25 protein-coding genes, 1 rRNA gene and 2 other annotated features are annotated in these 20,665 nt (G+C 38.0%); all 26 genes read right to left on the bottom strand.

Annotated features, from left to right (window positions below; genetic code table 11):
* Positions 1-19: 19 nt before the first annotated feature.
* Positions 20-1,060: a M56 family metallopeptidase gene (locus HCB45_RS12760; protein ID WP_185608007.1), complete on the bottom strand. Its 1,041-nt coding sequence runs from the start codon at positions 1,058-1,060 to the stop codon at positions 20-22.
* Positions 1,053-1,439, bottom strand: a complete 387-nt coding sequence (locus HCB45_RS12755; RefSeq protein WP_185317811.1) for a BlaI/MecI/CopY family transcriptional regulator — start codon at positions 1,437-1,439, stop codon at positions 1,053-1,055. Before HCB45_RS12755 ends, HCB45_RS12760 begins: the two co-directional genes overlap by 8 nt.
* A gap of 165 nt (positions 1,440-1,604) precedes the next feature.
* Positions 1,605-1,967: a 50S ribosomal protein L7/L12 gene (rplL, locus tag HCB45_RS12750; protein WP_003765087.1), complete on the bottom strand. Its 363-nt coding sequence runs from the start codon at positions 1,965-1,967 to the stop codon at positions 1,605-1,607.
* A gap of 79 nt (positions 1,968-2,046) precedes the next feature.
* Complete coding sequence (gene rplJ, locus HCB45_RS12745) at positions 2,047-2,547, bottom strand: 50S ribosomal protein L10 (protein WP_003723030.1); 501 nt, start codon at positions 2,545-2,547, stop codon at positions 2,047-2,049.
* 55 nt (positions 2,548-2,602) lie between these two features.
* Positions 2,603-2,746: a sequence feature (ribosomal protein L10 leader region), on the bottom strand.
* Between the two features lie 48 nt (positions 2,747-2,794).
* The gene (gene rplA, locus HCB45_RS12740) at positions 2,795-3,484 is read right to left on the bottom strand and encodes a 50S ribosomal protein L1 (protein ID WP_003726838.1); all 690 of its coding nucleotides are present in this window, start codon (positions 3,482-3,484) and stop codon (positions 2,795-2,797) included.
* Between the two features lie 39 nt (positions 3,485-3,523).
* Positions 3,524-3,949, bottom strand: a complete 426-nt coding sequence (gene rplK, locus HCB45_RS12735) for a 50S ribosomal protein L11 (RefSeq protein WP_003718336.1) — start codon at positions 3,947-3,949, stop codon at positions 3,524-3,526.
* A gap of 126 nt (positions 3,950-4,075) precedes the next feature.
* The gene (locus HCB45_RS12730; protein ID WP_185317810.1) at positions 4,076-4,546 is read right to left on the bottom strand and encodes an Imm63 family immunity protein; all 471 of its coding nucleotides are present in this window, start codon (positions 4,544-4,546) and stop codon (positions 4,076-4,078) included.
* Between the two features lie 54 nt (positions 4,547-4,600).
* Positions 4,601-5,134: a transcription termination/antitermination protein NusG gene (gene nusG / locus HCB45_RS12725; protein WP_003760101.1), complete on the bottom strand. Its 534-nt coding sequence runs from the start codon at positions 5,132-5,134 to the stop codon at positions 4,601-4,603.
* A gap of 129 nt (positions 5,135-5,263) precedes the next feature.
* The gene (gene secE, locus HCB45_RS12720; RefSeq protein WP_003765079.1) at positions 5,264-5,443 is read right to left on the bottom strand and encodes a preprotein translocase subunit SecE; all 180 of its coding nucleotides are present in this window, start codon (positions 5,441-5,443) and stop codon (positions 5,264-5,266) included.
* 19 nt (positions 5,444-5,462) lie between these two features.
* On the bottom strand, positions 5,463-5,612 hold the full coding sequence (rpmG, locus tag HCB45_RS12715) for a 50S ribosomal protein L33 (protein ID WP_003728079.1): 150 nt from the start codon (positions 5,610-5,612) through the stop codon (positions 5,463-5,465).
* A gap of 102 nt (positions 5,613-5,714) precedes the next feature.
* On the bottom strand, positions 5,715-6,320 hold the full coding sequence (locus tag HCB45_RS12710; RefSeq protein ID WP_185317809.1) for an RNA polymerase factor sigma-70: 606 nt from the start codon (positions 6,318-6,320) through the stop codon (positions 5,715-5,717).
* An 80-nt stretch (positions 6,321-6,400) separates the two neighbouring features.
* A complete protein-coding gene (locus HCB45_RS12705; protein WP_185317808.1) occupies positions 6,401-6,913 on the bottom strand; it encodes an NYN domain-containing protein in 513 nt (170 codons plus the stop codon).
* 2 nt (positions 6,914-6,915) lie between these two features.
* A complete protein-coding gene (gene rlmB / locus HCB45_RS12700; RefSeq protein WP_185608006.1) occupies positions 6,916-7,671 on the bottom strand; it encodes a 23S rRNA (guanosine(2251)-2'-O)-methyltransferase RlmB in 756 nt (251 codons plus the stop codon).
* Positions 7,671-8,081: a Mini-ribonuclease 3 gene (locus HCB45_RS12695; protein ID WP_185317806.1), complete on the bottom strand. Its 411-nt coding sequence runs from the start codon at positions 8,079-8,081 to the stop codon at positions 7,671-7,673. Before HCB45_RS12695 ends, rlmB begins: the two co-directional genes overlap by 1 nt.
* Positions 8,082-8,084: 3 nt before the next feature.
* Positions 8,085-9,500, bottom strand: coding sequence for a cysteine--tRNA ligase (cysS, locus tag HCB45_RS12690; RefSeq protein ID WP_185317805.1), 1,416 nt, complete (start codon positions 9,498-9,500; stop codon positions 8,085-8,087).
* Positions 9,501-9,506: 6 nt separating this feature from the next.
* The gene (gene epsC / locus HCB45_RS12685) at positions 9,507-10,121 is read right to left on the bottom strand and encodes a serine O-acetyltransferase EpsC (protein WP_003760085.1); all 615 of its coding nucleotides are present in this window, start codon (positions 10,119-10,121) and stop codon (positions 9,507-9,509) included.
* A gap of 71 nt (positions 10,122-10,192) precedes the next feature.
* Positions 10,193-10,418 (bottom strand) — a binding site (T-box leader).
* 102 nt (positions 10,419-10,520) lie between these two features.
* Positions 10,521-11,996: a glutamate--tRNA ligase gene (gltX, locus tag HCB45_RS12680; protein WP_185620142.1), complete on the bottom strand. Its 1,476-nt coding sequence runs from the start codon at positions 11,994-11,996 to the stop codon at positions 10,521-10,523.
* 18 nt (positions 11,997-12,014) lie between these two features.
* A complete protein-coding gene (ispF, locus tag HCB45_RS12675) occupies positions 12,015-12,488 on the bottom strand; it encodes a 2-C-methyl-D-erythritol 2,4-cyclodiphosphate synthase (RefSeq protein WP_185317803.1) in 474 nt (157 codons plus the stop codon).
* Positions 12,481-13,179 (bottom strand): 2-C-methyl-D-erythritol 4-phosphate cytidylyltransferase, encoded by a 699-nt coding sequence (gene ispD / locus HCB45_RS12670; protein WP_185620140.1) that lies wholly within the window; start codon positions 13,177-13,179, stop codon positions 12,481-12,483. Before ispD ends, ispF begins: the two co-directional genes overlap by 8 nt.
* A 19-nt stretch (positions 13,180-13,198) precedes the next feature.
* Entirely contained in the window at positions 13,199-14,272 is a 1,074-nt protein-coding gene (locus tag HCB45_RS12665) for a PIN/TRAM domain-containing protein (protein WP_185317801.1), read from the bottom strand.
* 133 nt (positions 14,273-14,405) lie between these two features.
* A complete protein-coding gene (gene radA, locus HCB45_RS12660) occupies positions 14,406-15,779 on the bottom strand; it encodes a DNA repair protein RadA (protein ID WP_185620138.1) in 1,374 nt (457 codons plus the stop codon).
* A 153-nt stretch (positions 15,780-15,932) separates the two neighbouring features.
* On the bottom strand, positions 15,933-18,395 hold the full coding sequence (locus tag HCB45_RS12655; RefSeq protein ID WP_185317799.1) for an ATP-dependent Clp protease ATP-binding subunit: 2,463 nt from the start codon (positions 18,393-18,395) through the stop codon (positions 15,933-15,935).
* A 28-nt stretch (positions 18,396-18,423) separates the two neighbouring features.
* Positions 18,424-19,446, bottom strand: coding sequence for a protein arginine kinase (locus HCB45_RS12650; RefSeq protein WP_185317798.1), 1,023 nt, complete (start codon positions 19,444-19,446; stop codon positions 18,424-18,426).
* The gene (locus tag HCB45_RS12645; RefSeq protein ID WP_185317797.1) at positions 19,443-19,961 is read right to left on the bottom strand and encodes a UvrB/UvrC motif-containing protein; all 519 of its coding nucleotides are present in this window, start codon (positions 19,959-19,961) and stop codon (positions 19,443-19,445) included. Before HCB45_RS12645 ends, HCB45_RS12650 begins: the two co-directional genes overlap by 4 nt.
* Positions 19,962-19,973: 12 nt before the next feature.
* Positions 19,974-20,432 carry a CtsR family transcriptional regulator gene (locus HCB45_RS12640; protein ID WP_185317796.1) on the bottom strand — a complete coding sequence of 153 codons (459 nt, stop codon included), beginning with the start codon at positions 20,430-20,432 and terminating at the stop codon, positions 19,974-19,976.
* Positions 20,433-20,577: 145 nt separating this feature from the next.
* A 5S ribosomal RNA gene (rrf, locus tag HCB45_RS12635) occupies positions 20,578-20,665 on the bottom strand; the annotation flags it as partial.

The following is a 20,665-nucleotide window of genomic DNA, read 5'->3' as shown; positions in this document are numbered from 1 at the left end:
TGAAGAAAGTTTTACTAGTTTATTTTTTCCGTTCAATTGTAATACTATTTTGCTTTTCTACAGTAAACCATGCTGTTTGTAATAAACTAAAGAAAAGACCACTAACACACAACAATATAAGAAAAAATGAAAAAAATATTTTGGTCTTCTTTGTTTTCTTTTGGTAATTGGCGATAAATGTGAGTCTTTCTTTCAAAGCATTTGTATTTTCATGAAGTGAAACTGATACATAAGATTCTTTGTAACTACCTGATTTAGTAAGCGAAGAAAGAAGCGTATCTCCATAGCCCACATATTTATTTTCGGGTAAATCTGCTAAAACCGCTTCATCACAAGCTAATTCACGATCTTTTTGTATCTGCCTATTCATAAAATACATCAACGGATTAAACCAATATAGACAAGTGAAAAATTGGGTTGCCCATACATAATACATATCTTTACGTTTACAGTGGATTAATTCATGCCTAAAAATATATTGTAGTTCTTCCGCTAAAAATTTTTTATCCGGTATAACTATTACATTTCTTTTTAATCCTAAGAAAATTGGCGATGAAATAAGCGGATTAATCATTAATTCAACAGATTTTTTAATATTTAATTCATCTATTATTCCTGCTAATATTTCTAATTGCTCCAAATCATCTACTTTTCGCGCACCTGAAAAAACATATTTTTTAAAATTCCTATAAGAGGCTATCCGATAAATAAAAATAAGTAAAAATATTATTAACCAAACTAACCATAAATAATCAAGCACCGTCATCCAAAAAGTAACTTTAACATCTCGTTCTAAAAATACTCCATTTTGATTGATCTCAATAGAAGAAACTCCTTCAAAACCTGTTTTATTTCTCCACATGAAATCACTATTTTTCGCCGACATAAAGAAAAAAAACGAAAAAGGTATCGTCAAAAAGAAAAAAACAACAAGCCATAAATAATAAATTTTCGCCTTACTTAAATAACGATTGAAAATTTTATCAAATATCCAGATAAAAAGTATTAATATCACTGATGTTAAAGCCATTGATAAAGCCATCTTAAGCAATTCATTCATTAGGTGATTTCACTCTTTTCCAAAATTGTTGTAAATCATCTAATTCATCTGTAGAAATTAACTCATTTTGCACTAAATTAGTAATTAATCCTTTTACATCACCTTCATAAATATCTTCTAAAAAGGTTTCGGTTTGCAGTTCTAAGTATTCATTTTCACTAACAAGTGCATAATATTCATTTTTTCGACCAATTTTCTTCACACGAAGTAACTTTTTCTCAACTAATCTAGCTAAAAAAGTAAGAATGGTGTTTTTCTTCCACAAAACGCCTTTTTCACTTAGTTTCTCAGCAACATCAGAGTACTGAACAGCTCTGCCGTATTCCCAAATGATTTTCATAACTTCTAGTTCAGATTTTGATATAGATTTAATTGACATATACAACCTCCCAAGAAACTAACTTACTTTCCTATACTAGCATGTAATAGTAATAAAAAAAAGCCTTCTAAAGAAAAAAATCGTCATTCTACTCCTCCACAAAAGCTTAGATAGTTAGCAATAAAAAAAACCTTAGATAGCTAGTATCTAAGGTCTTTAAGTTAATTATTTAACTTCTACGTTAGCGCCAACTTCTTCAAGTTTAGCTTTGATTTCTTCAGCTTCTTCTTTAGCAACGCCTTCTTTAAGAGCTTTAGGAGCGTTGTCAACTAATTCTTTAGCTTCTTTTAAGCCAAGACCAGTGATTTCACGTACCACTTTGATAACTTTGATTTTAGAATCTCCAGCAGAAGCCAGTTCTACAGTGAATTCAGTTTGCTCAGCAGCACCGCCACCAGCAGCAGCTACAGCTACAGGAGCAGCAGCAGTTACGCCAAATTCTTCTTCGATTGCTTTTACTAAATCGTTAAGTTCTAATACAGATGCTTCTTTTACGGAAGCAATGATTTCTTCAATGTTTAAAGCCATTTTGAAATTCCTCCAATTAATATAATTTTTTCGGATTTAACCGAGATTTGTTTGTAGGGTTTCCCCTTGGTAGAACAGATTATGCTTCTTGTCCTTCTTTTTGGTCAGCAACAGCTTTAGTAGCGATAGCAAGACCGCGAACTGGAGCTTGAAGTACGTTGCAAAGCATAGATAGCAATCCTTCGCGTGATGGAAGTGTTGCAAGTGCTTTAATTTCTTCAAGAGAAGCAACTTTACCTTCAATAACACCGGCTTTGATTTCTAGTGCTTCATGATCTTTAGCGAAATCGTTAAGGATTTTCGCAGGCGCAACTACGTCTTCATTACTGAATGCGATTGCGTTAGGACCAGTTAGAGCTCCTTCTAAACCTTCGTAACCGTTAGCTTCAACAGCACGGCGAGTTAGTGAGTTTTTGTAGACTTTAAATTCAATACCAGCATCACGCAATTGTTTACGTAATTCAGTGATTTCGCCAACGTTTAAGCCGCGGTAATCAACAATTACTGTAGACGCACTAGCTGATAATTTAGTTTTAATTTCTTCAACTGCACTTTGTTTAGCTTCAAGAACTTTACTCATTTTTCCACCTCCGTCCAACAATTAAATCTAATTAAACAGACACAAATTCTGTTTGATCAGCAACAAAAAACCTCTGACACCGTAGACGCCAGAGGTTTTTGTAAAATGCACGCGGACGCACACTTCAAAAGAAATCCCTCGGGTGGCAAAATTAAGCGATAAACGCACCAACTGTCTACGGTAAGGATATTTGATTGTTTCAACTAGCCTATCTTATCAAAAGAAAAGGGGCTGGTCAAGTTAAATTTTATAAGCTTGCTGGGTCAACTTTGATTCCAGGTCCGAAAGTAGTTGTTACGGAAAGATTTTTCACGTAAGTACCTTTCGCAGCAGCAGGTTTTGCTTTTTGTAGAACGTCATTCACAGTACGGAAGTTTTCTACTAGTTTAGCAGCATCAAAAGATACTTTACCGATTGCAGCGTGGACATTCCCAGCTTTATCAACACGGTATTCTACTTTACCAGCTTTAATTTCGTTAACTGCTTTAGTTACGTCCATAGTTACTGTACCAGTTTTAGGGTTTGGCATTAAACCTTTTGGTCCAAGGACACGGCCTAATTTACCAACTTCACCCATCATGTCAGGTGTAGCAACGATAACGTCAAATTCAAACCAACCTTGGTTGATTTTTTCAACGAATTCAGATTCACCAACGTAATCAGCTCCAGCAGCCTCTGCTTCTTTTGCTTTTTCACCTTTTGCGAATACTAATACACGTTGAGTTTTACCAGTACCGTTTGGTAATACAACAGCACCACGGATTTGTTGGTCCGCTTTTTTAGGGTCAACGCCAAGACGGAATGCTACTTCAACAGTTGCATCGAATTTAGCGAAGTCAATTTTTTTAGCAAGTTCAACTGCTTCTTCTGCAGTGTAAACTTTATTTGCATCAATTTGTTTTAAAGCATCTTGATACTTTTTGCCTTTCTTAGCCATTTCTTTTCCTCCTTAATTGTCAAATTGTGAAACACACGATTAGTCTTGGATAGTGATACCCATAGAACGTGCAGTACCTTCAACCATTAGCATTGCAGATTCAACATTTGCAGCGTTAAGGTCTGGCATTTTTGTTTCAGCAATTTCCTGTACTTGAGCGCGAGTTACAGATGCAACTTTTGTTTTGTTTGGTTCACCGGATCCTTTTTCCACTTTAGCTGCTTTTTTAAGTAATACAGCTGCTGGTGGAGTTTTAGTGATGAACGTAAACGAACGGTCTTCAAATACAGTGATCACAACAGGAATAATAAGACCAGCTTGATCGGCTGTGCGAGCATTAAACTCTTTACAGAATCCCATGATGTTTACGCCAGCTTGACCTAATGCAGGTCCAACTGGAGGTGCAGGATTTGCTTTACCTGCTGGAATTTGAAGTTTAACTTCTTTAATCACTTTTTTTGCCACGAGACATACCTCCTTAAGTCCGTGATGTGGTTGACTGGGGCTGATATTTCCCCTCCCACGTTAAAACATACGTCAAAAACGTACTTGTATATGATACCATCTTAAACGTTTCGTTGCAAGATTTTTTTAGAGATTCACTTTGAATTCCATGGTCGTTTTATCGAAATAGACGTTTTGATTTTTCCGCCATAAGTTCAAATACGCTGTGTAACCTTGCGCAGCCTTATCAATCCAAGCTGGGTTTACTGTTTTTAATAACTGCAATGTTTTTTCAAAAGCGATTTTACGGGTATCCGTTTCAAGGATGTTATCGTCACGTTCGATGTCTTCTTTACGATGGCGAAGTTCAAATTCCATCCCCATATACCAACAAATATGCAGGAATACTTCATATTTAAATTCGTCAAAATCAGTTGTTTTGAATTCACTGTTTCGTTCGCCGCGTTCATAACCGTAAAGCATATAGCCATCTTGTTCGCTATAGTCCATACAAAGTTCACCGCACCCTGGACCGTTACCTAAGAATAAAGGAAAATCGAGATCTAAAAATAGAGCTTCTCGTTTAAAATCCAAATATATCTGCTTAGCCTTGTCCATTTGCTTGCCTCCTTAACAAAACAACCTCCACAAATAATGTAGAGGTTGTAAGTTTTAAAGTTTTTCGATTTGATTGAAATCCACTTCGACTGGAGTTTCACGTCCGAACATGTTAACCATGACTTTCGCTTTACCTTTGTCATTATCCATTTCGTCCACTTTACCAGAGAAGTCAGCGAATGGTCCTTCTTTGACCATAACTGTTTCACCAATTTCAAAGTCTGCTTCAGCACGTTTTTCGACCATACCCATACTTTTCAGAATACGATCTGCTTCTTCTGGAAGTAATGGTGTTGGTTTCGATCCAGAACCTGAAGAACCAACAAATCCAGTAACTCCTGGAGTATTACGCACAACATACCAAGAATCATCTGTCATAACGATTTCTACTAATACATAACCCGGGAAAACTTTACGTTTAATTGTTTTTGTTTTACCATTTTTCACTTCTGTTTCTTCTTCTTCCGGTACGATAACGCGGAAGATTTTATCTGACATGCCCATTGATTCTACACGTTTTTCTAAGTTTGCTTTGACTTTATTTTCATAACCGGAGTAAGTATGAACTACATACCAATTTTTTTCCATTGTTTAGTTGGCAGCAATCCTATTTTGCCGCCATCCTCCTTTTAGTATAATCCAAAATAAAAAACCCGAAAGTTGTACGGGTTTTGTCTCAAGTAATAGTATATCATTATCTTTGTAAAATTCCTAGCACTACACGATAAGTTTAATAATTTGTTCGATACCAAAATCAATCAACATAAAGAATAATGCAAATAAAATTACTGTAATAACTACTGTTACTGTGTATGTTAAAAGTTCTTTTCTAGTTGGCCATGTAACTTTATGCATTTCGGATGAAACGTTCCGAAAGAATCTTGCTATTGCAGACATACCAAAACCTCCATATCGTCTATTTTGTTTCTCGATGTAATGTATGTTTATTACAGTGTCGACAGAATTTCTTCACTTCTAAGCGAGTTTCTTTCTGCGTCCCGCTAACATTGACTGTATAGTTTCTTGAACCACACTCAGAACAAGCGAGCGATGTTTTCTTCTTCATAAATACCTCAACTCCGCAATCATTAAATATGCCATGCCAAAAAGTAGGCACATTTCATCCATATAAATATAACACTTGGCTCCTAGCTAGTCAATTATTTTTTCACTCAAACTGCTTCATCATTTTCTTTTTTACTCGCTGTAAGGCATTATCGATAGCCTTCTCTTTTTTATTGAAAAAAAGAGCCATTTCTTGATAGCTTTTACCTTCTAAATATTGTTTTAACACTTCTTTTTCAAATTCACTTGTGACTTGTTCTAATTGACGCGCCACATGCGTTAAACCTTCATTTTTAATTAAAAAATCTTCTGGGGTTTCAGCAGCTTTTTCGGAAATAACATCTAGCAAAGTCCAATCCACATCATCTTCAGCCATTGGTGTATCTAATGAGACGGAATTATTTAAAGGGATATTCTTCTGTCTAGATGCCCGCTTCACCGCCGAAAGAAGTTGCCTATTAATACACATTTCCGCAAAAGAACGAAAAGAGGCTTCTTTTGACTCATCATAATCACGAATTGCCTTAAAAAGTCCAATCATTGCTTCTTGAATTAAATCATCTCGCTCTGCACCTTGCAAAAAATATTGCGTCGATTTCCAGTAAATAACTGACTGATACTTACTGAAAAAATACTCTAACGCTTCCGTATCACCGCTTCTAGCTAGTTCAAGCATCGCCATTTCTTCTTGATTTACTGAATTCTTCACTAGGCTAATCGGCTCCTTTTCGACAGGATTTCTTCTTTGGTTGCTTCATTATACATAGTCAGAAACAGCCCGTCAATCCCTTACTCTTCGCCTCTTCTCCACTTTTCAAGTTGGGAAATAACGTCAGAATCTAAATTGAGGTTTGACTTTGGCATTTTTTCCTGAATTCGTTTGATTTTCTGTCCAATCTGTTTACTCATTTCTTGAATTTCAAAAAGTAATTCACGCGAAGAAATTCGAAGCGCTCCTTGTCCAAAAATAGCCCACTGCTCTGTGTAATCAGAGGTTGCTACAATAATTTGGGTCCGTGCATTTTTCCATTCAATCGCTTTTTGTTCAATATATTCATCTGCTGTTTCATCTTCATGTGTGAAAACTACTTCGACTTGATGCTTCTTGCTTTTTCGCTTCACACCACGAACGAATTGCGCATCAAATACAACTACAACACGGTATCCCGTATAGCTTTGGTACTCCGCCATCCACTCAATTAGCTTATCTCTCGCCGCTTCCAAATCACGATCTTTTAAGAAACTCAATTCTGGCCAAGCTCCAATCACATTATACCCGTCAACAAGCAGAATTTGTTCCATCATTATTTCTCCAGTGGGAAACGTTTCCGATAAACTTCATAAAGTAACAAACTTGCAGCAACAGAGGCATTAAGTGATGTCACTTTTCCACGCATTGGTAAATGAACAAGGAAATCACATTTTTCACGAACTAAACGACTCATTCCAAAACCTTCACTTCCAATTACAATGGCAAGTGGCATGTCGGTATCCATCGTCCGGTAATCACTACTTCCTTTCGCATCTGTTCCAAAAATCCACAGTCCACGTTTTTGCAGTTCTTCCATTGTCCGTACCATATTTGTCACGCGAACTACTGGCACATATTCCATTGCTCCAGTACTTGCTTTGGCTACAGTTTGGGTTAAGCCTACTGATCGGCGTTTTGGAATGATAATCCCATGTGCTCCAACAGAATCTGCTGTACGCATAATTGAGCCTAAATTATGGGGGTCTTCTAACTCGTCTAAAATAATGAAAAATGGCATTTCATCTTTTGCTTCAGCTGCCACAAATAAGTCATCTAACTCCGCATATTGATAAGCTGCAACTTGAGCAGCAACACCTTGATGCGCACCACTTACTACTTTTTCAATCTTTTGTTTTGGTACAAATTGAACTTGAATTTTACGTTCCTTTGCTAAAGTTAATACTTGTTTTAAAACACCTTTTTGCGAGCCTTCTTGTACGTATATTTTATGGATATCTCTATCTGATCGTAATACTTCAAGGACAGGATTTCTCCCACCAATCCACTCTTGCTCATTTTCTTGTTCCATTAGTTGTTTTCCACTCCTTTTCCGACTATTTCAAGCGCTTTTTCCATCCATTCCTGTAGTCGTTCCATGTCACCTGCTAAATAAAGATAGCCAAGTACTGCTTCAAAGGAAGTAGACATACTATATGTCCCAGGATCTGTGTTTTTAGGGACTGTATATGACTTAGCATTTCGCCCCCGCTTTGCAATCCGATCTTCTTCGTCTGTTAAAAAACCTTCTGCAATCATAGCTTTAAGCGCCACAGCCTGCCCTTTTGCAGAAACGAATTTTGTCGCAGTTTTATGCAGTTGATTCGGTTTTGTCTTTCCAGCAGCAAGTAAGTATTCGCGAATAAATTTCTCATACACTGCATCGCCCATATAGGCAAGCGCAAGGCCATTAAGTTGTTTGTAGTCTTTCACTTCTACCATGATTTACCCCCGTCTAAACCGCGTGCCTTGCGCAGTATCTTCCAAAATAATATCTTTTTCTTTTAAAATATCTCGAATTTCATCAGCTCGCGCAAAATTACGTTCATTTCTTGCTTGCAGACGTTCTTCAATTAGCGCTTCTACTTCGCTATCATCCAACGAATCAGTTTGCGCGTTTTCCAATTTCAAACCTAGTACTTCTGCAAATAAACGCATCATACTTAAAAATTCACGCAAAACATTAATAGAAACTGTTTCTTTTGAAAGATAAATATTCGCACGTTTCGCGAGTTCGTGGAAAGTAGTAATCGCATTGGCAGTATTAAAATCATCATCCATATCATCTTCAAATGCTTGTTTTAATTCAGTCAGTTGTTCTAACCATTCATCCTCATGCGTTTCTTCTACATATTCGCCGTCATCAGTTTGAATACGGTGATCGATATTTTGATACGCAATCATTAATCGTTCCAACCCATTTTTTGCATCATCTAAAATGGCATCATTCAGCGTAATAGGTTTCCGGTAATGCACGGACAACATAAAGAAGCGAATCACATTTGGGTCATTGTCTTTTAGTACATCATGGAGTGTAATAAAATTCCCGAGAGATTTAGACATTTTCTCCCCGTCAATATTTAAAAAGGCATTATGCATCCAGTAATTTGCGAAAGTTTTCCCGGTCGCCGCTTCGGATTGAGCTATTTCATCTTCATGGTGAGGGAATACTAAATCTTGCCCCCCCGCATGAATATCAATCGTATCGCCAAGATATTTTTTCGCAAGCGCTGAGCATTCAATATGCCAACCCGGACGCCCATTTCCAAATGGACTTTCCCAAAAAATTTCACCCGGTTTAGCAGCTTTCCAAAGCGTGAAATCAAGTTCATCTTGCTTACGCTCATTATATTCAACTCGTGCGCCGTGTTGCAGTTCCGATAATTCTTGACCAGATAGTTTTCCGTAATCTTTGAATTTTTTTGTACGGAAATACACATCGCCAGCTGACTCATAAGCATAATCTTTTTCAATTAATGTACCTATCAATTGGATAATTTCATCCATATTTTCCGTTACACGTGGATTCACGCTAGCTTTCGCCACATTCAATTGATCCACATCATCAAAATAAGCTCCAATAAAACGGTCCGCCACTTCTGGAACTGTCAATTTCAGTTCATTTGCCGCACGAATCAATTTATCATCCACATCCGTAAAATTAGACACGAATTTCACATCATAACCACGATACGTAAAATAACGACGAACCGTATCAAAAACAATAATTGGCCGCGCGTTTCCGATATGAATATAATTATAAACAGTCGGTCCGCAAACGTACATTTTCACTTCACCATCTTTGAGTGGTTTAAAAGGCTCTTTCTCTCGCTTTAATGTGTTAAAAATTTGTATCGACAATCAGATCTACTCCTTTTCCTTCAAAAGTTTTTCTACTATATTTTCTAATTCCGCAATTCGCAACGTCAGTTCATCCATCTTAGGGACCGCGTGTCCAACCGTACGACCGTTAAGCCGAACAACTTTAGCAGGAATACCTACTACTGTTGCGCCAGGAGGTACGTCTTTTAAAACAACCGCACCCGCGCCAATCCGGGCATCTGCTCCAATATCAACAGGACCAAGTACTTTTGCTCCTGCTGAAACAAGTGCTCTGTCACCGACTGTTGGATGGCGTTTCCCGCAGTCCTTCCCGGTCCCACCAAGCGTAACTCCATGAAAAATCGTAACATCATCACCAATTTCCGCAGTTTCTCCAATGACAATCCCTGCACCATGATCTATAAAAAGCCTTCTACCAATTGTTGCGCCGGGATGAATTTCTATATTAGTCCAGAAACGAGCAGTCTGCGATAATACTTTTCCAAACAAAACCATTTTGTGGCGATAAAAAAAGTTTGCCACACGGTGCCACCAAAGTGCATGTAATCCAGGATTCGTTAAAAAAGCATCAAAAAAAGTCTTTGTCGCAGGGTCATTCTTTATAATTGTTGCAATATCTTCTTTTAAGCGAGTTGGCATTTTGTTGCCTCCTTATTCAAGTTCGTACATTTTTTCCTTGGAACCTACGCCAACAAAAAAAGCCCCTCTAATACAGAGACGCTCCGCGCGGTTCCACTCTGACTTGAGTACTACTAATTTCAGCAGATACTCCAACTCTAGGGGTGGGGGTAACGACCCACATTTCGTCTGACGATACTAAATTTCCCATCAGAATTCAGGGAGGCATTTCAGGAGTGTTCAGCTAAGTCGCTTCCAGCCATGGCGACTCTCTCTATAAGCTTAGAATTCCGTACTTCTTCCCATCATCACTTTTTCCGTATATTTAGTTCTATTATAACAGCAATAAAATTCCTTGCAACTGAAATATATCAAAATAAAAAAGCACCTCGCACATAGTCGAGATGCTCTCCCTTAAAATTAATTGTTTTTCAACCATGTATCCAAACGATGAAGCACTTTCTCACGACCAAGCACTTCGATTGCAAGTGGTAGTTCAGGACCATGCATTTCGCCAGTAGTGACAATACGAATCGGCATAAATAAACCTTTACCTTTTACGCCTGTTTCTTTTTGAACACGTTTGATAGCAGCTTTTACTTCCGACGCTTCAAGAACTTCTAGCGCTTCTAATTCTTTTTTGAATGTCGAAATAACTGTTGGTACTGTTTCTTCTGCAAGCACCGCTGTTTCTTCTTCGTCAAAAGTAATCGATTCAGCATCAGCGAAAAACATTTCTGAAAGTGGCACAATTTCAGCACCATAACTCATTTGCTCGTGATAAAGCGAAACTAATTTATGCACCCAGTCAAGTTCTGCTTGATCTAAATCAGCAGATACAACCCCAGCTTTTTGTAAATGAGGCAACGAAAGTTCCACAACATCATTAAGCGGTAATTTTTTCACATATTGGTTATTCACCCAAGTTAATTTAACGTTATCGAATAATGCTGGCGATTTAGATAAACGCTTCGGATCAAACATTTTAATAAATTCTTCTTTGGAGAAAATTTCTTCTTCCCCTTCTGGAGACCAACCAAGCATAGCAATAAAGTTAAATAAGGCTTCTGGTAAATACCCTAGGTCACGATACTGCTCAATAAATTGAATAATTGAGCCATCACGTTTACTTAATTTACGTCTGCTTTCATTCACAATAAGTGTCATATGTCCAAAAATTGGAGGTTCCCAGCCAAAAGCATTATATATTAAAATTTGTTTTGGTGTATTCGAAATATGGTCATCACCACGAAGAACATGCGAGATTTCCATTAAATGATCATCCACTGCTACCGCAAAATTATAAGTCGGAATCCCGTCTTTTTTCGCAATAACAAAATCTCCAATCCCATTCGATTCAAAAGAAACATCATCTTTAACCATATCATTGAAAGTAATTGTTTCATTAGCTGGTACTTTGAAGCGAATGCTTGGTTTGAAACCTTGTGCTTCTTTTTCCGCTTGTTGTTCTTTTGTTAAATGACGACATTTTCCGCTATAACGAGGCATTTCACCATTTGCTTTTTGTTTTTCGCGTTCAGCATCTAATTCTTCTTCCGTACAATAACATTTATAAGCCAAACCTTTATCTAAAAGTTGTTGAATCAGTGGTTCGTAAATCGATTGACGTTCAGATTGACGGTAAGGGCCATATTTCCCTGGAACATCAACGCCTTCATCCCAGTCCATACCTAGCCATTTCAGATTTTTCATTTGGCTTTCTTCACCGTCAGCTACGTTACGCTTAGCATCCGTATCTTCAATTCGAATGATAAAGTCTCCATCGTTATGTCTTGCAAATAAATAGTTAAATAAGGCAGTACGTGCATTTCCAATATGCAAAAATCCAGTTGGACTCGGCGCATAACGTACACGTACTCGTTTTGTTTCACTCACAATTATTCACTCCTTTAATTATTTTTCAAGTAAGACTACTGCTAAACTAGCAATACCTTCTTCTCTACCAGTAAAGCCTAATTTCTCCGTCGTGGTTGCTTTTACATTTATTTGGGATGGTTCTGCGTGGAGTAACTCAGCAATCCGAAGTTTCATCAATTTCACATAAGGTGCCATTTTCGGTTTTTCAGCAATAATAGTCGCGTCCAAATTCCCAAGCTTGAACCCCTCTGCTTCCACCTGTCGCCAAATTTCCGCAAGAAGCTCTGCTGAATCCGCGTCTTTATAAGCCATATCCGTATCCGGGAAAAAGTGACCTATATCCAAAGCGCCAATTGCACCAATGATAGCATCTGTAATAGCATGGAGTAGTACGTCCGCATCACTATGACCTAGCAAACCTTTTTCGTAAGGAATCTTAACTCCACCAATCACCAGTTCACGGTCATAATCAAGTTTATGTACATCATATCCTTGGCCAATTCTAATCATTTAATTTCCCTCCAAGTTCTCCTAAAATCGCCTTAGCAAGTGGCATATCTTCTGGAGTTGTCAGCTTTATATTATAATAGCTTCCTTGGACAATAGCAACAGGGTATGGAATCCGCTCGACCAAACTAGCTTCATCCGTTCCTAGAAATTGGTCTTTTTTTGCGAGACGGTGTGCCTTTTGTAAAATATCTAGCTCAAAAGCTTGAGGCGTTTGAATTTGCCAGAGGTTTTCACGATCAACCGTCTCTATGACAACTTTGTCGAAAACTCGCTTTACTGTATCTTTCACTTGCACAGCACAAATAGCAGCTTTATTTTGTTTCACACCTAATAACAGACGATCAATAACATCTAAAGTTACAAAAGGTCTAGCCCCATCATGCACAAGCACTACTCTTTCTAAGCCACAATGTTCCAGCCCAGCCGCTACACTATACTGACGTTCGCTTCCACCTTTTACGACCTCAACTCTATCCTCCGAAACGTCAAGTTGCCGCATCAATTTTCTCACATGTTTTCTTTCCGATTCTTGGCACACAACAATCACTTTCGAACAACGATTATCGGCTATAAAAGGACGTAAGGCATGAATGAAAATTGGTTCGCCAACTAAGTCAAGCCACATTTTATTTTTTTTCGCATTCATACGTTTACCCTGTCCTGCAGCTAAAAAAATCAGCTCATAATTCATGCTTATTAACTCCTTCCAATCAGGATGGTTTAGCAAAAATCATTCTTCCTGCTGATGTTTGAAGCACACTTGTAACTTCAACTTGAATTGTTTCATTAATAAATTTACGCCCATCTTCTACAACAATCATCGTTCCATCATCTAAATATGCCACGCCTTGATTATGCTCTTTACCATCTTTCACCATAAGAACAGTCATTTTCTCACCTGGTAATACAACAGGTTTTACTGCATTTGCCAAATCATTTATATTTAAGACTGGTACATTTTGAAATTCACATACCTTGTTCAAATTATAATCATTTGTTACGACAATCCCGCCCATTACTTTTGCAAGTTTTACAAGTTTACTATCCACTTCTGGCGTGTCCTCAAAATCACCTTCATACATTTCTACTTGGATAGAGTCTTCTTTTTGAATTCGATTTAAAATATCTAATCCACGTCGACCCCTTGTCCGTTTTAACGTATCAGAAGAATCCGCGATATGTTGGAGCTCCGCTAGCACAAAGAGTGGTATAACAACCGTTCCATCTAAAAATCCAGTAGCTAAAATATCCGCAATACGGCCATCAATAATAACACTTGTATCCAAAATTTTATAGGTTTTCTTAGATTTTTCTTCAGTCCGCTCTTCTTCAGGAGTTTTCTTTTTCGCATTTCTATTATTAACAAAATTCCCCAATTCATTACGGCGACTAATTCCAATACGGAACCCTAAATAACCTAGCACTAATGTCAAAATAACTGGCACTACTGAATTTAAAAGCGGAATATTCGTTTGGCTTAAAGCATTGCTTGCGAAAAACGCAATAACTAAACCAACAAATAAACCTAATCCCCCGTAAATAAGCGTTGCAATAGCAATTTTAGCTAATTTTTCCTCTAACCAATTAAGTGCGGCTTCTACATATTTCACCGCCCAGAAAGTAATAAGATAAAATATAAGTGCACCAATCAAAGCATCAGTATAAGGATTATTAATTAGCAAAATGTGTCCTATTCCAAGTTTCACCCATAGTGCTGGTAGTGAAAAGACTCCCGTAGTCCCACCAAGGATAAGAAAACACACTCGAATTACCCATGTAAGCATTTAGTTTCCCCCTTTCCATTTTTATATTTATACATATAATTGGGCTATTACCAAACATACATATAGCACTATTTTACACTATTAAAAGACTATACCGCAAATAGTACTCCTAGAATCACTCAAGTATTTATTTTCAGTCTGGTAAAGCCTTCTTCAATGCTTCGCCAATCGTTTCCACGCCAACCACTTGGACGTCTTTTGGTATTTTCCAAGCACCTTCATTATTTTTGGGAATAAAAATCCGTTTAAAGCCTAGTTTGGCGGCTTCTTGTACGCGCTGCTCAATTCTTGCTACACGACGAATCTCACCTGTAAGTCCAAGTTCTCCGATAAAACAATCCGTACTCCTTGTCGGTTTATCACGATAACTAGAAGCCACACTAACTGCTACCGCTAAATCAACTGCTGGCTCATCTAATTTAACCCCACCAGCTGCTTTCAAATAAGCATCTTGATTTTGTAACATTAAACCTACTCTTTTTTCTAAAACAGCCATAATCAAAGAAACTTTATTATAATCAATTCCTGTTGCCATCCGTTTTGCGTTTCCAAACATTGTCGGTGATACAAGCGCTTGAATTTCTACAAGCACAGGACGCGTTCCTTCCATCGAAGCTACAACTGTTGATCCTGAAGCACCCTCTAAGCGTTCCTCTAAGAAAACCTCAGATGGATTGGCAACTTCCACAAGACCAATATCACGCATTTCAAAAATCCCCATCTCATTTGTCGAACCAAAACGGTTTTTCACTGCGCGCAAAATTCGGTAAGCATGGTGACGTTCTCCTTCAAAATAAAGTACTGTATCCACCATATGTTCAAGTAAACGCGGTCCAGCTATTGCGCCTTCTTTCGTCACATGACCAACGATGAAAATGGCGATATTTTGCATTTTAGCAATTCGCATTAAAGCAGCGGTACATTCTCTAACCTGAGATACACTTCCCGCAGCACTCGTGACATCTGGATGATAAACAGTTTGAATAGAGTCAATGACGACAAAATCTGGTTTTACAAAGTCGATTGTTTCTTGAACCGCTTCTAAATTAGTTTCTGCATAAACATACAAGTTATCACCGGAAACTTGCAGCCGCTCTGCACGAAGTTTTGTTTGCTTAATTGATTCTTCTCCGGAAATATATAATACTTTCTTATTAGTAAGTGTAAGTTGTGCTGACACTTGTAGTAAAAGGGTTGATTTACCAATCCCAGGATCGCCGCCAACAAGTACCATAGATCCCGGAACAACTCCGCCCCCAAGTACTCTATTTAATTCAGGCATATTAGTTTCTACCCGAGCTTCTTCTTCACTTGCAATTTGAGTTATCGGAGTCGCCTTCGATGGTTCCCCTGTATGATTAAAAGCTGAGCGTGATTTTTTCGATGGCTCTAATGCCTCCACCATCTGATTCCACTCATTGCAATTCGGACATTTACCCATCCATTTTGCCGATTCATACCCACATGACTGACACACAAATTTGGTCGTCCTTTTTGCCTTAGCCATTTCTACATCCCTCCATACATATGCTTCATTTTACCACAGATCATCTGTTCGCGTTAAGCCTTTTAGCCAAATTCGTATTTTCAACCTTCATTCTATCTTTTTAGCCCTTATTTAGAAAAAACCTTCCTTAAATGTTTAAGGAAGGTTCATCATTTATTTCGATTTTACTTTTTTGGGAGTAGCTTTCTTCTTAGTCGCTGCTTTTTTTCTAACTTCTAATTTTCCATCTTTCACACCAATTTCAACGTTATCGCCTACTTTGATATTGCCACGAAGTAATTCTTCAGAAAGCATATCTTCTACTTCTTTTTGAATTGCTCGTTTCAAAGGGCGCGCCCCGTATTCTGGATCATAACCATCTTTGGCAATTTTAGCTTTTGCGCCTTCTGTTAATTTCACATGAATATCACGTTCAGCTAGGCGGCTAGTTAATTGAGCAGTAAGAAGTGTAACAATTTGTTTCAATTCTTTTTCTTGTAGAGAATGGAATACAATTGTTTCGTCAATCCGATTGATAAATTCTGGTCGGAACGCCTGTTTTAGATCTTGTAAAACGCGGTGCTCCATTGCTTTATGATCTTTAAGTGGATCAATCACATTAAAGCCCATTGATTTATCTTGTTTCATTTCTTGGGCGCCAATATTAGAAGTCATAATGATAACTGTATTTCTAAAATCAACTACTCGCCCTTTAGAATCAGTCAAACGACCATCATCCAGTACTTGTAGCAACATATTAAATACATCTGGATGCGCTTTTTCAATTTCATCTAAAAGGACTACTGAATAAGGTTTTTGACGAACTTTTTCAGTCAGTTGCCCGCCTTCTTCATATCCTACATAACCTGGAGGAGCACCAACTAAACGAGCAGTTGAGAATTTCTCCATGTACTCAGACATATCGATTCGAATCATCGAATCCTCATCACCAAACATAGACTCAGCAAGCGCACGTGCAAGTTCTGTTTTCCCAACTCCAGTAGGGCCAAGGAAAATAAAGGAGCCAATCGGACGTTTCGGATCTTTAAGCCCTGCACGAGCTCGGCGAACAGCAAGTGATACGGCTTTTACCGCTGCATCTTGGCCAATAACACGTTCATGTATAAGTTTTTCCATATTAAGAAGTTTATTTGTTTCCGTTTCAGCCAGTTTAGCTACCGGAATTCCAGTCCAACTAGCAACTACTTCAGCGACAATATCTTCTGTTACTTCACTATGGTCAAGTCCTTGTTTTTCTTGCCAATTAGCTTTTGTTTCTTCTAATGATTTTTTGAGTTTTTGTTCTTTATCTCGTAATGATGCTGCTTTTTCAAATTCTTGCCCTTGTACAGCGGCATCTTTTTCTTTTTTCAAATCAGATAAATTGTTTTCCATTTCTTTAACATTTTTGGGAGTTGTAAAAGATTTCAAACGAACTTTTGAACCAGACTCATCAATAACATCAATCGCTTTATCCGGTAAGAAACGATCTGAGATGTAGCGATCAGATAAACGAACAGCAGCCTCAAGAGCCGCATCCGTAATTGCAACACGGTGATGCGCTTCATAACGATCACGCAACCCATGTAAAATTTGGATAGACTCTTCGACAGTTGGTTCATCAACTTTAATTGGTTGGAAGCGTCTTTCAAGTGCCGCATCTTTTTCAATATATTTACGATATTCATCAAGTGTTGTTGCACCAATACATTGTAATTCGCCACGAGCTAGAGGTGGCTTCAAGATATTAGATGCATCAATCGCACCTTCCGCCCCACCAGCGCCAATTAAAGTATGGAGTTCGTCAATAAAGAGAATAACATTGCCAGCTTGACGAATTTCATCCATTACTTTTTTCAAACGGTCTTCGAATTCACCACGATATTTTGTACCTGCTACAACAGTCCCCATGTCAAGCGTCATTACACGTTTTCCACGTAAGGTCTCAGGCACTTCATTACGAACAATTTGTTGCGCTAACCCTTCTGCAATCGCTGTTTTACCAACACCCGGTTCTCCAATGAGTACCGGGTTATTTTTCGTCCGGCGACTAAGTACTTCAATCACACGTTGGATTTCTTTAGAACGACCAATAACTGGGTCCAGATTATCTTCCCGAGCAATAACCGTTAAATCACGTGCCAAACTATCTAAAGTTGGTGTAGCTTGCGTATTAGTTTGACGACCAGCTCCCGTAGCATCTCCACCACCTAGAAGCTGTAAGACTTGCTGACGCGCTTTGTTTAAACTAATACCAAGATTACTTAAAACTCGTGCCGCAACTCCTTCACCTTCACGAATAAGCCCAAGTAAGATATGTTCTGTTCCCACATAAGTATGACCTAATTTACGAGCCTCATCCATTGAAAGTTCAATTACTTTTTTAGCCCGAGGAGTATATTGAATCGTGGTCACAGCTTTTTCTCCATGTCCAATTAAACCTTCCACCTCTTGCTGCACTTTTTCAGAACTAACTCCAAGTTCATAAAGAGCTTTCGCCGCAATTCCTTCGCCTTCTCTTACAAGACCTAAAAGTATATGTTCTGTTCCTAAATTACTATGATTCAAACGCATCGCCTCTTCTTGTGACAACGCGAGTACTTTCTGAGCTCTTTGCGTAAATCGTCCAAACATCATTGTTGTTTCCTCCTTATCGTAAGCCGCATTATTTATCGCCTAAAATCTCGCGAATCACTTTGGCCCGTATTACTTTCTCTTCCAATTCATCCATATCTCTCCCTGCTTCTCTTCTCAAAAAAGCTGGTTGCGAAAATAGTACCAATTCATTCATTTTTTGGCGAGAAATATGCTCGAAAAAGCCTAACTCTACACCAAGTCTAATATCAGAAATAGCATCTGCTGCTTCTTTCATAGAAATAATACGACAATTTGTCAGTAAACCATATGCCCGAAAAACTCTATCTTCAAGTGCAATATGGAACTTTTGCTTCAAAGTAGTTCGAGCTACACGTTCTTGCATAATAATTTGTTCCATGACTTGCGTTAAATCTTCCACAATTTCTGCTTCCGTTTTACCCAGAGTCACTTGATTGGAGACCTGAAAAATACTACTTGCAGGCATGCTACCTTCTCCGTATATACCTCTTACCACAAAACCAAGGCTCCTAATCGCTTCAATCACATTTTTAATTCTTTTAGTTGTCACAAGCCCCGGTAAGTGAACCATCACAGAAGCACGCATCCCAGTCCCGACATTCGTTACACAACTCGTCAAATATCCAAACTCTTTATCAAAAGCATAATTAAGCTTCTCTTCCACATAACCATCAATTTGTAGCGCAGCCTCTAACGCATCGAATAATCTCAAACCAGGCGTCATGCACTGTATCCGCAAATGATCTTCCTCATTTAACATAATACTCACATTTTCTTCTTCATTTAAAAGAACAGCCCCATACTCACTCTTATTCATCATATAGGGACTAATTAAATGTTTTTCCACCAAAAGAGCTTTTTGCAGTAAAGAAATTTGATTCATTTTAAACAAAGTAAAATTATCATCAAAAACTGCTGCAATATTATTAACAATCTCTTCCTTTTGCTCATAAACCGGAAACTGCTCATCCTTCAAATTCCTAGCAAGCCTAATACGTGAACTTAAAACGACATCATCATCATCACCAGCATTTTCTAACCAAGAACTAAGCCGAGGCTCAAATACATTCATTTTTCCTCACCCCCAGCCTTCAAAGCTTTGATTTCATCCCTAATAATTGCGGCTTCCTCAAACGCTTCATTTTTAACTAGTTGTGCTAACTTTTCTTGTAAGCGACTGATTTCATTTTGAAAACCTTCCGCACGCTCAACTTCTACTGGAACCTTACCAACATGTTTTTTATAACCATTTTGCACTCGACCAATAATCGGTACCAATTGCTCTTCAAAAGCTGAATAACACTCCGAACATCCAACTCGATTAGTCTGTAAAAACTCCTCAAAACTAAGTTGGCAATTCCCACAGGCAAGCTCTTTTTGCGCATTTTCTTCTTTTTGCAAAAGCGTCAAGAAATCAAGAGCAACTTCACTAAAAGTATCCATAGCTTTGACTAAGTCTTTTTCTGAAGAAAGAGCTTCGTTAGCCGCACAATTCTCGCATAGATATAACGATTCTACTTTCCCAGCTTCATTTAATTGTTGCAAAGCAATAACCGCTTTATTTTCTCCACATCTTTGACAAATCATCGTTATCACACCTTAATCATATTTCAAAGCAACCAACATCGCCTCTAAAATCCTACTTCTTAAAATATCTCTATCTGGTAAAGGTAAAATTAAAACTTCCCGGTCCAAGGCCGAAACCATCAACCTAGCTTCTTTCTTTGTTATTACCTCTTCTTCAAGTAACCTCAAAATAACATCTTCAGAAAATGATTGGGAGACCTTTTTATCATGAACCATTGAAATAATCGCTTCTAACAGTTGAAGTTTATCATTCATTTTAACTTTAATAATGCGAATATATCCACCGCCACCGCGTTTACTTTCAACAATATACCCTCGTTCCATTGTAAACCTAGTATTGATTACATAATTTATTTGAGAAGGCACACATTCAAACTTATCCGCAATTTCACTCCGCTTAATTTCAACTGCTTCACTAGACTCCAAGACTTGTTTCAAATAAGCTTCTATAATATCAGAAATGTTTTTCATTTTAAGGAATCTCCTTTCCATACTTTTCAAATCACTGACTTTGACTATTTTTGACTTTAATTATACTAGATATCGCTACCTTTTAGCAATTTATTTATCTTTTACAAACAAAAAAAGTCCTAAATAATTAGGACTTTGTTAGATTGCCCGGCAGCGACCTACTCTCGCAGGGGGAAGCCCCCAACTACCATTGGCGCAGAGAAGCTTAACTACCGTGTTCGGGATGGGAACGG

Origin of the sequence: Listeria farberi (genome assembly GCF_014229245.1) — a bacterium.
Lineage (GTDB): Bacteria > Bacillota > Bacilli > Lactobacillales > Listeriaceae > Listeria > Listeria farberi.
The sequence above is the reverse complement of the archived record's forward strand: the minus strand, read 5'-3'. Positions and strand labels throughout refer to the sequence as shown.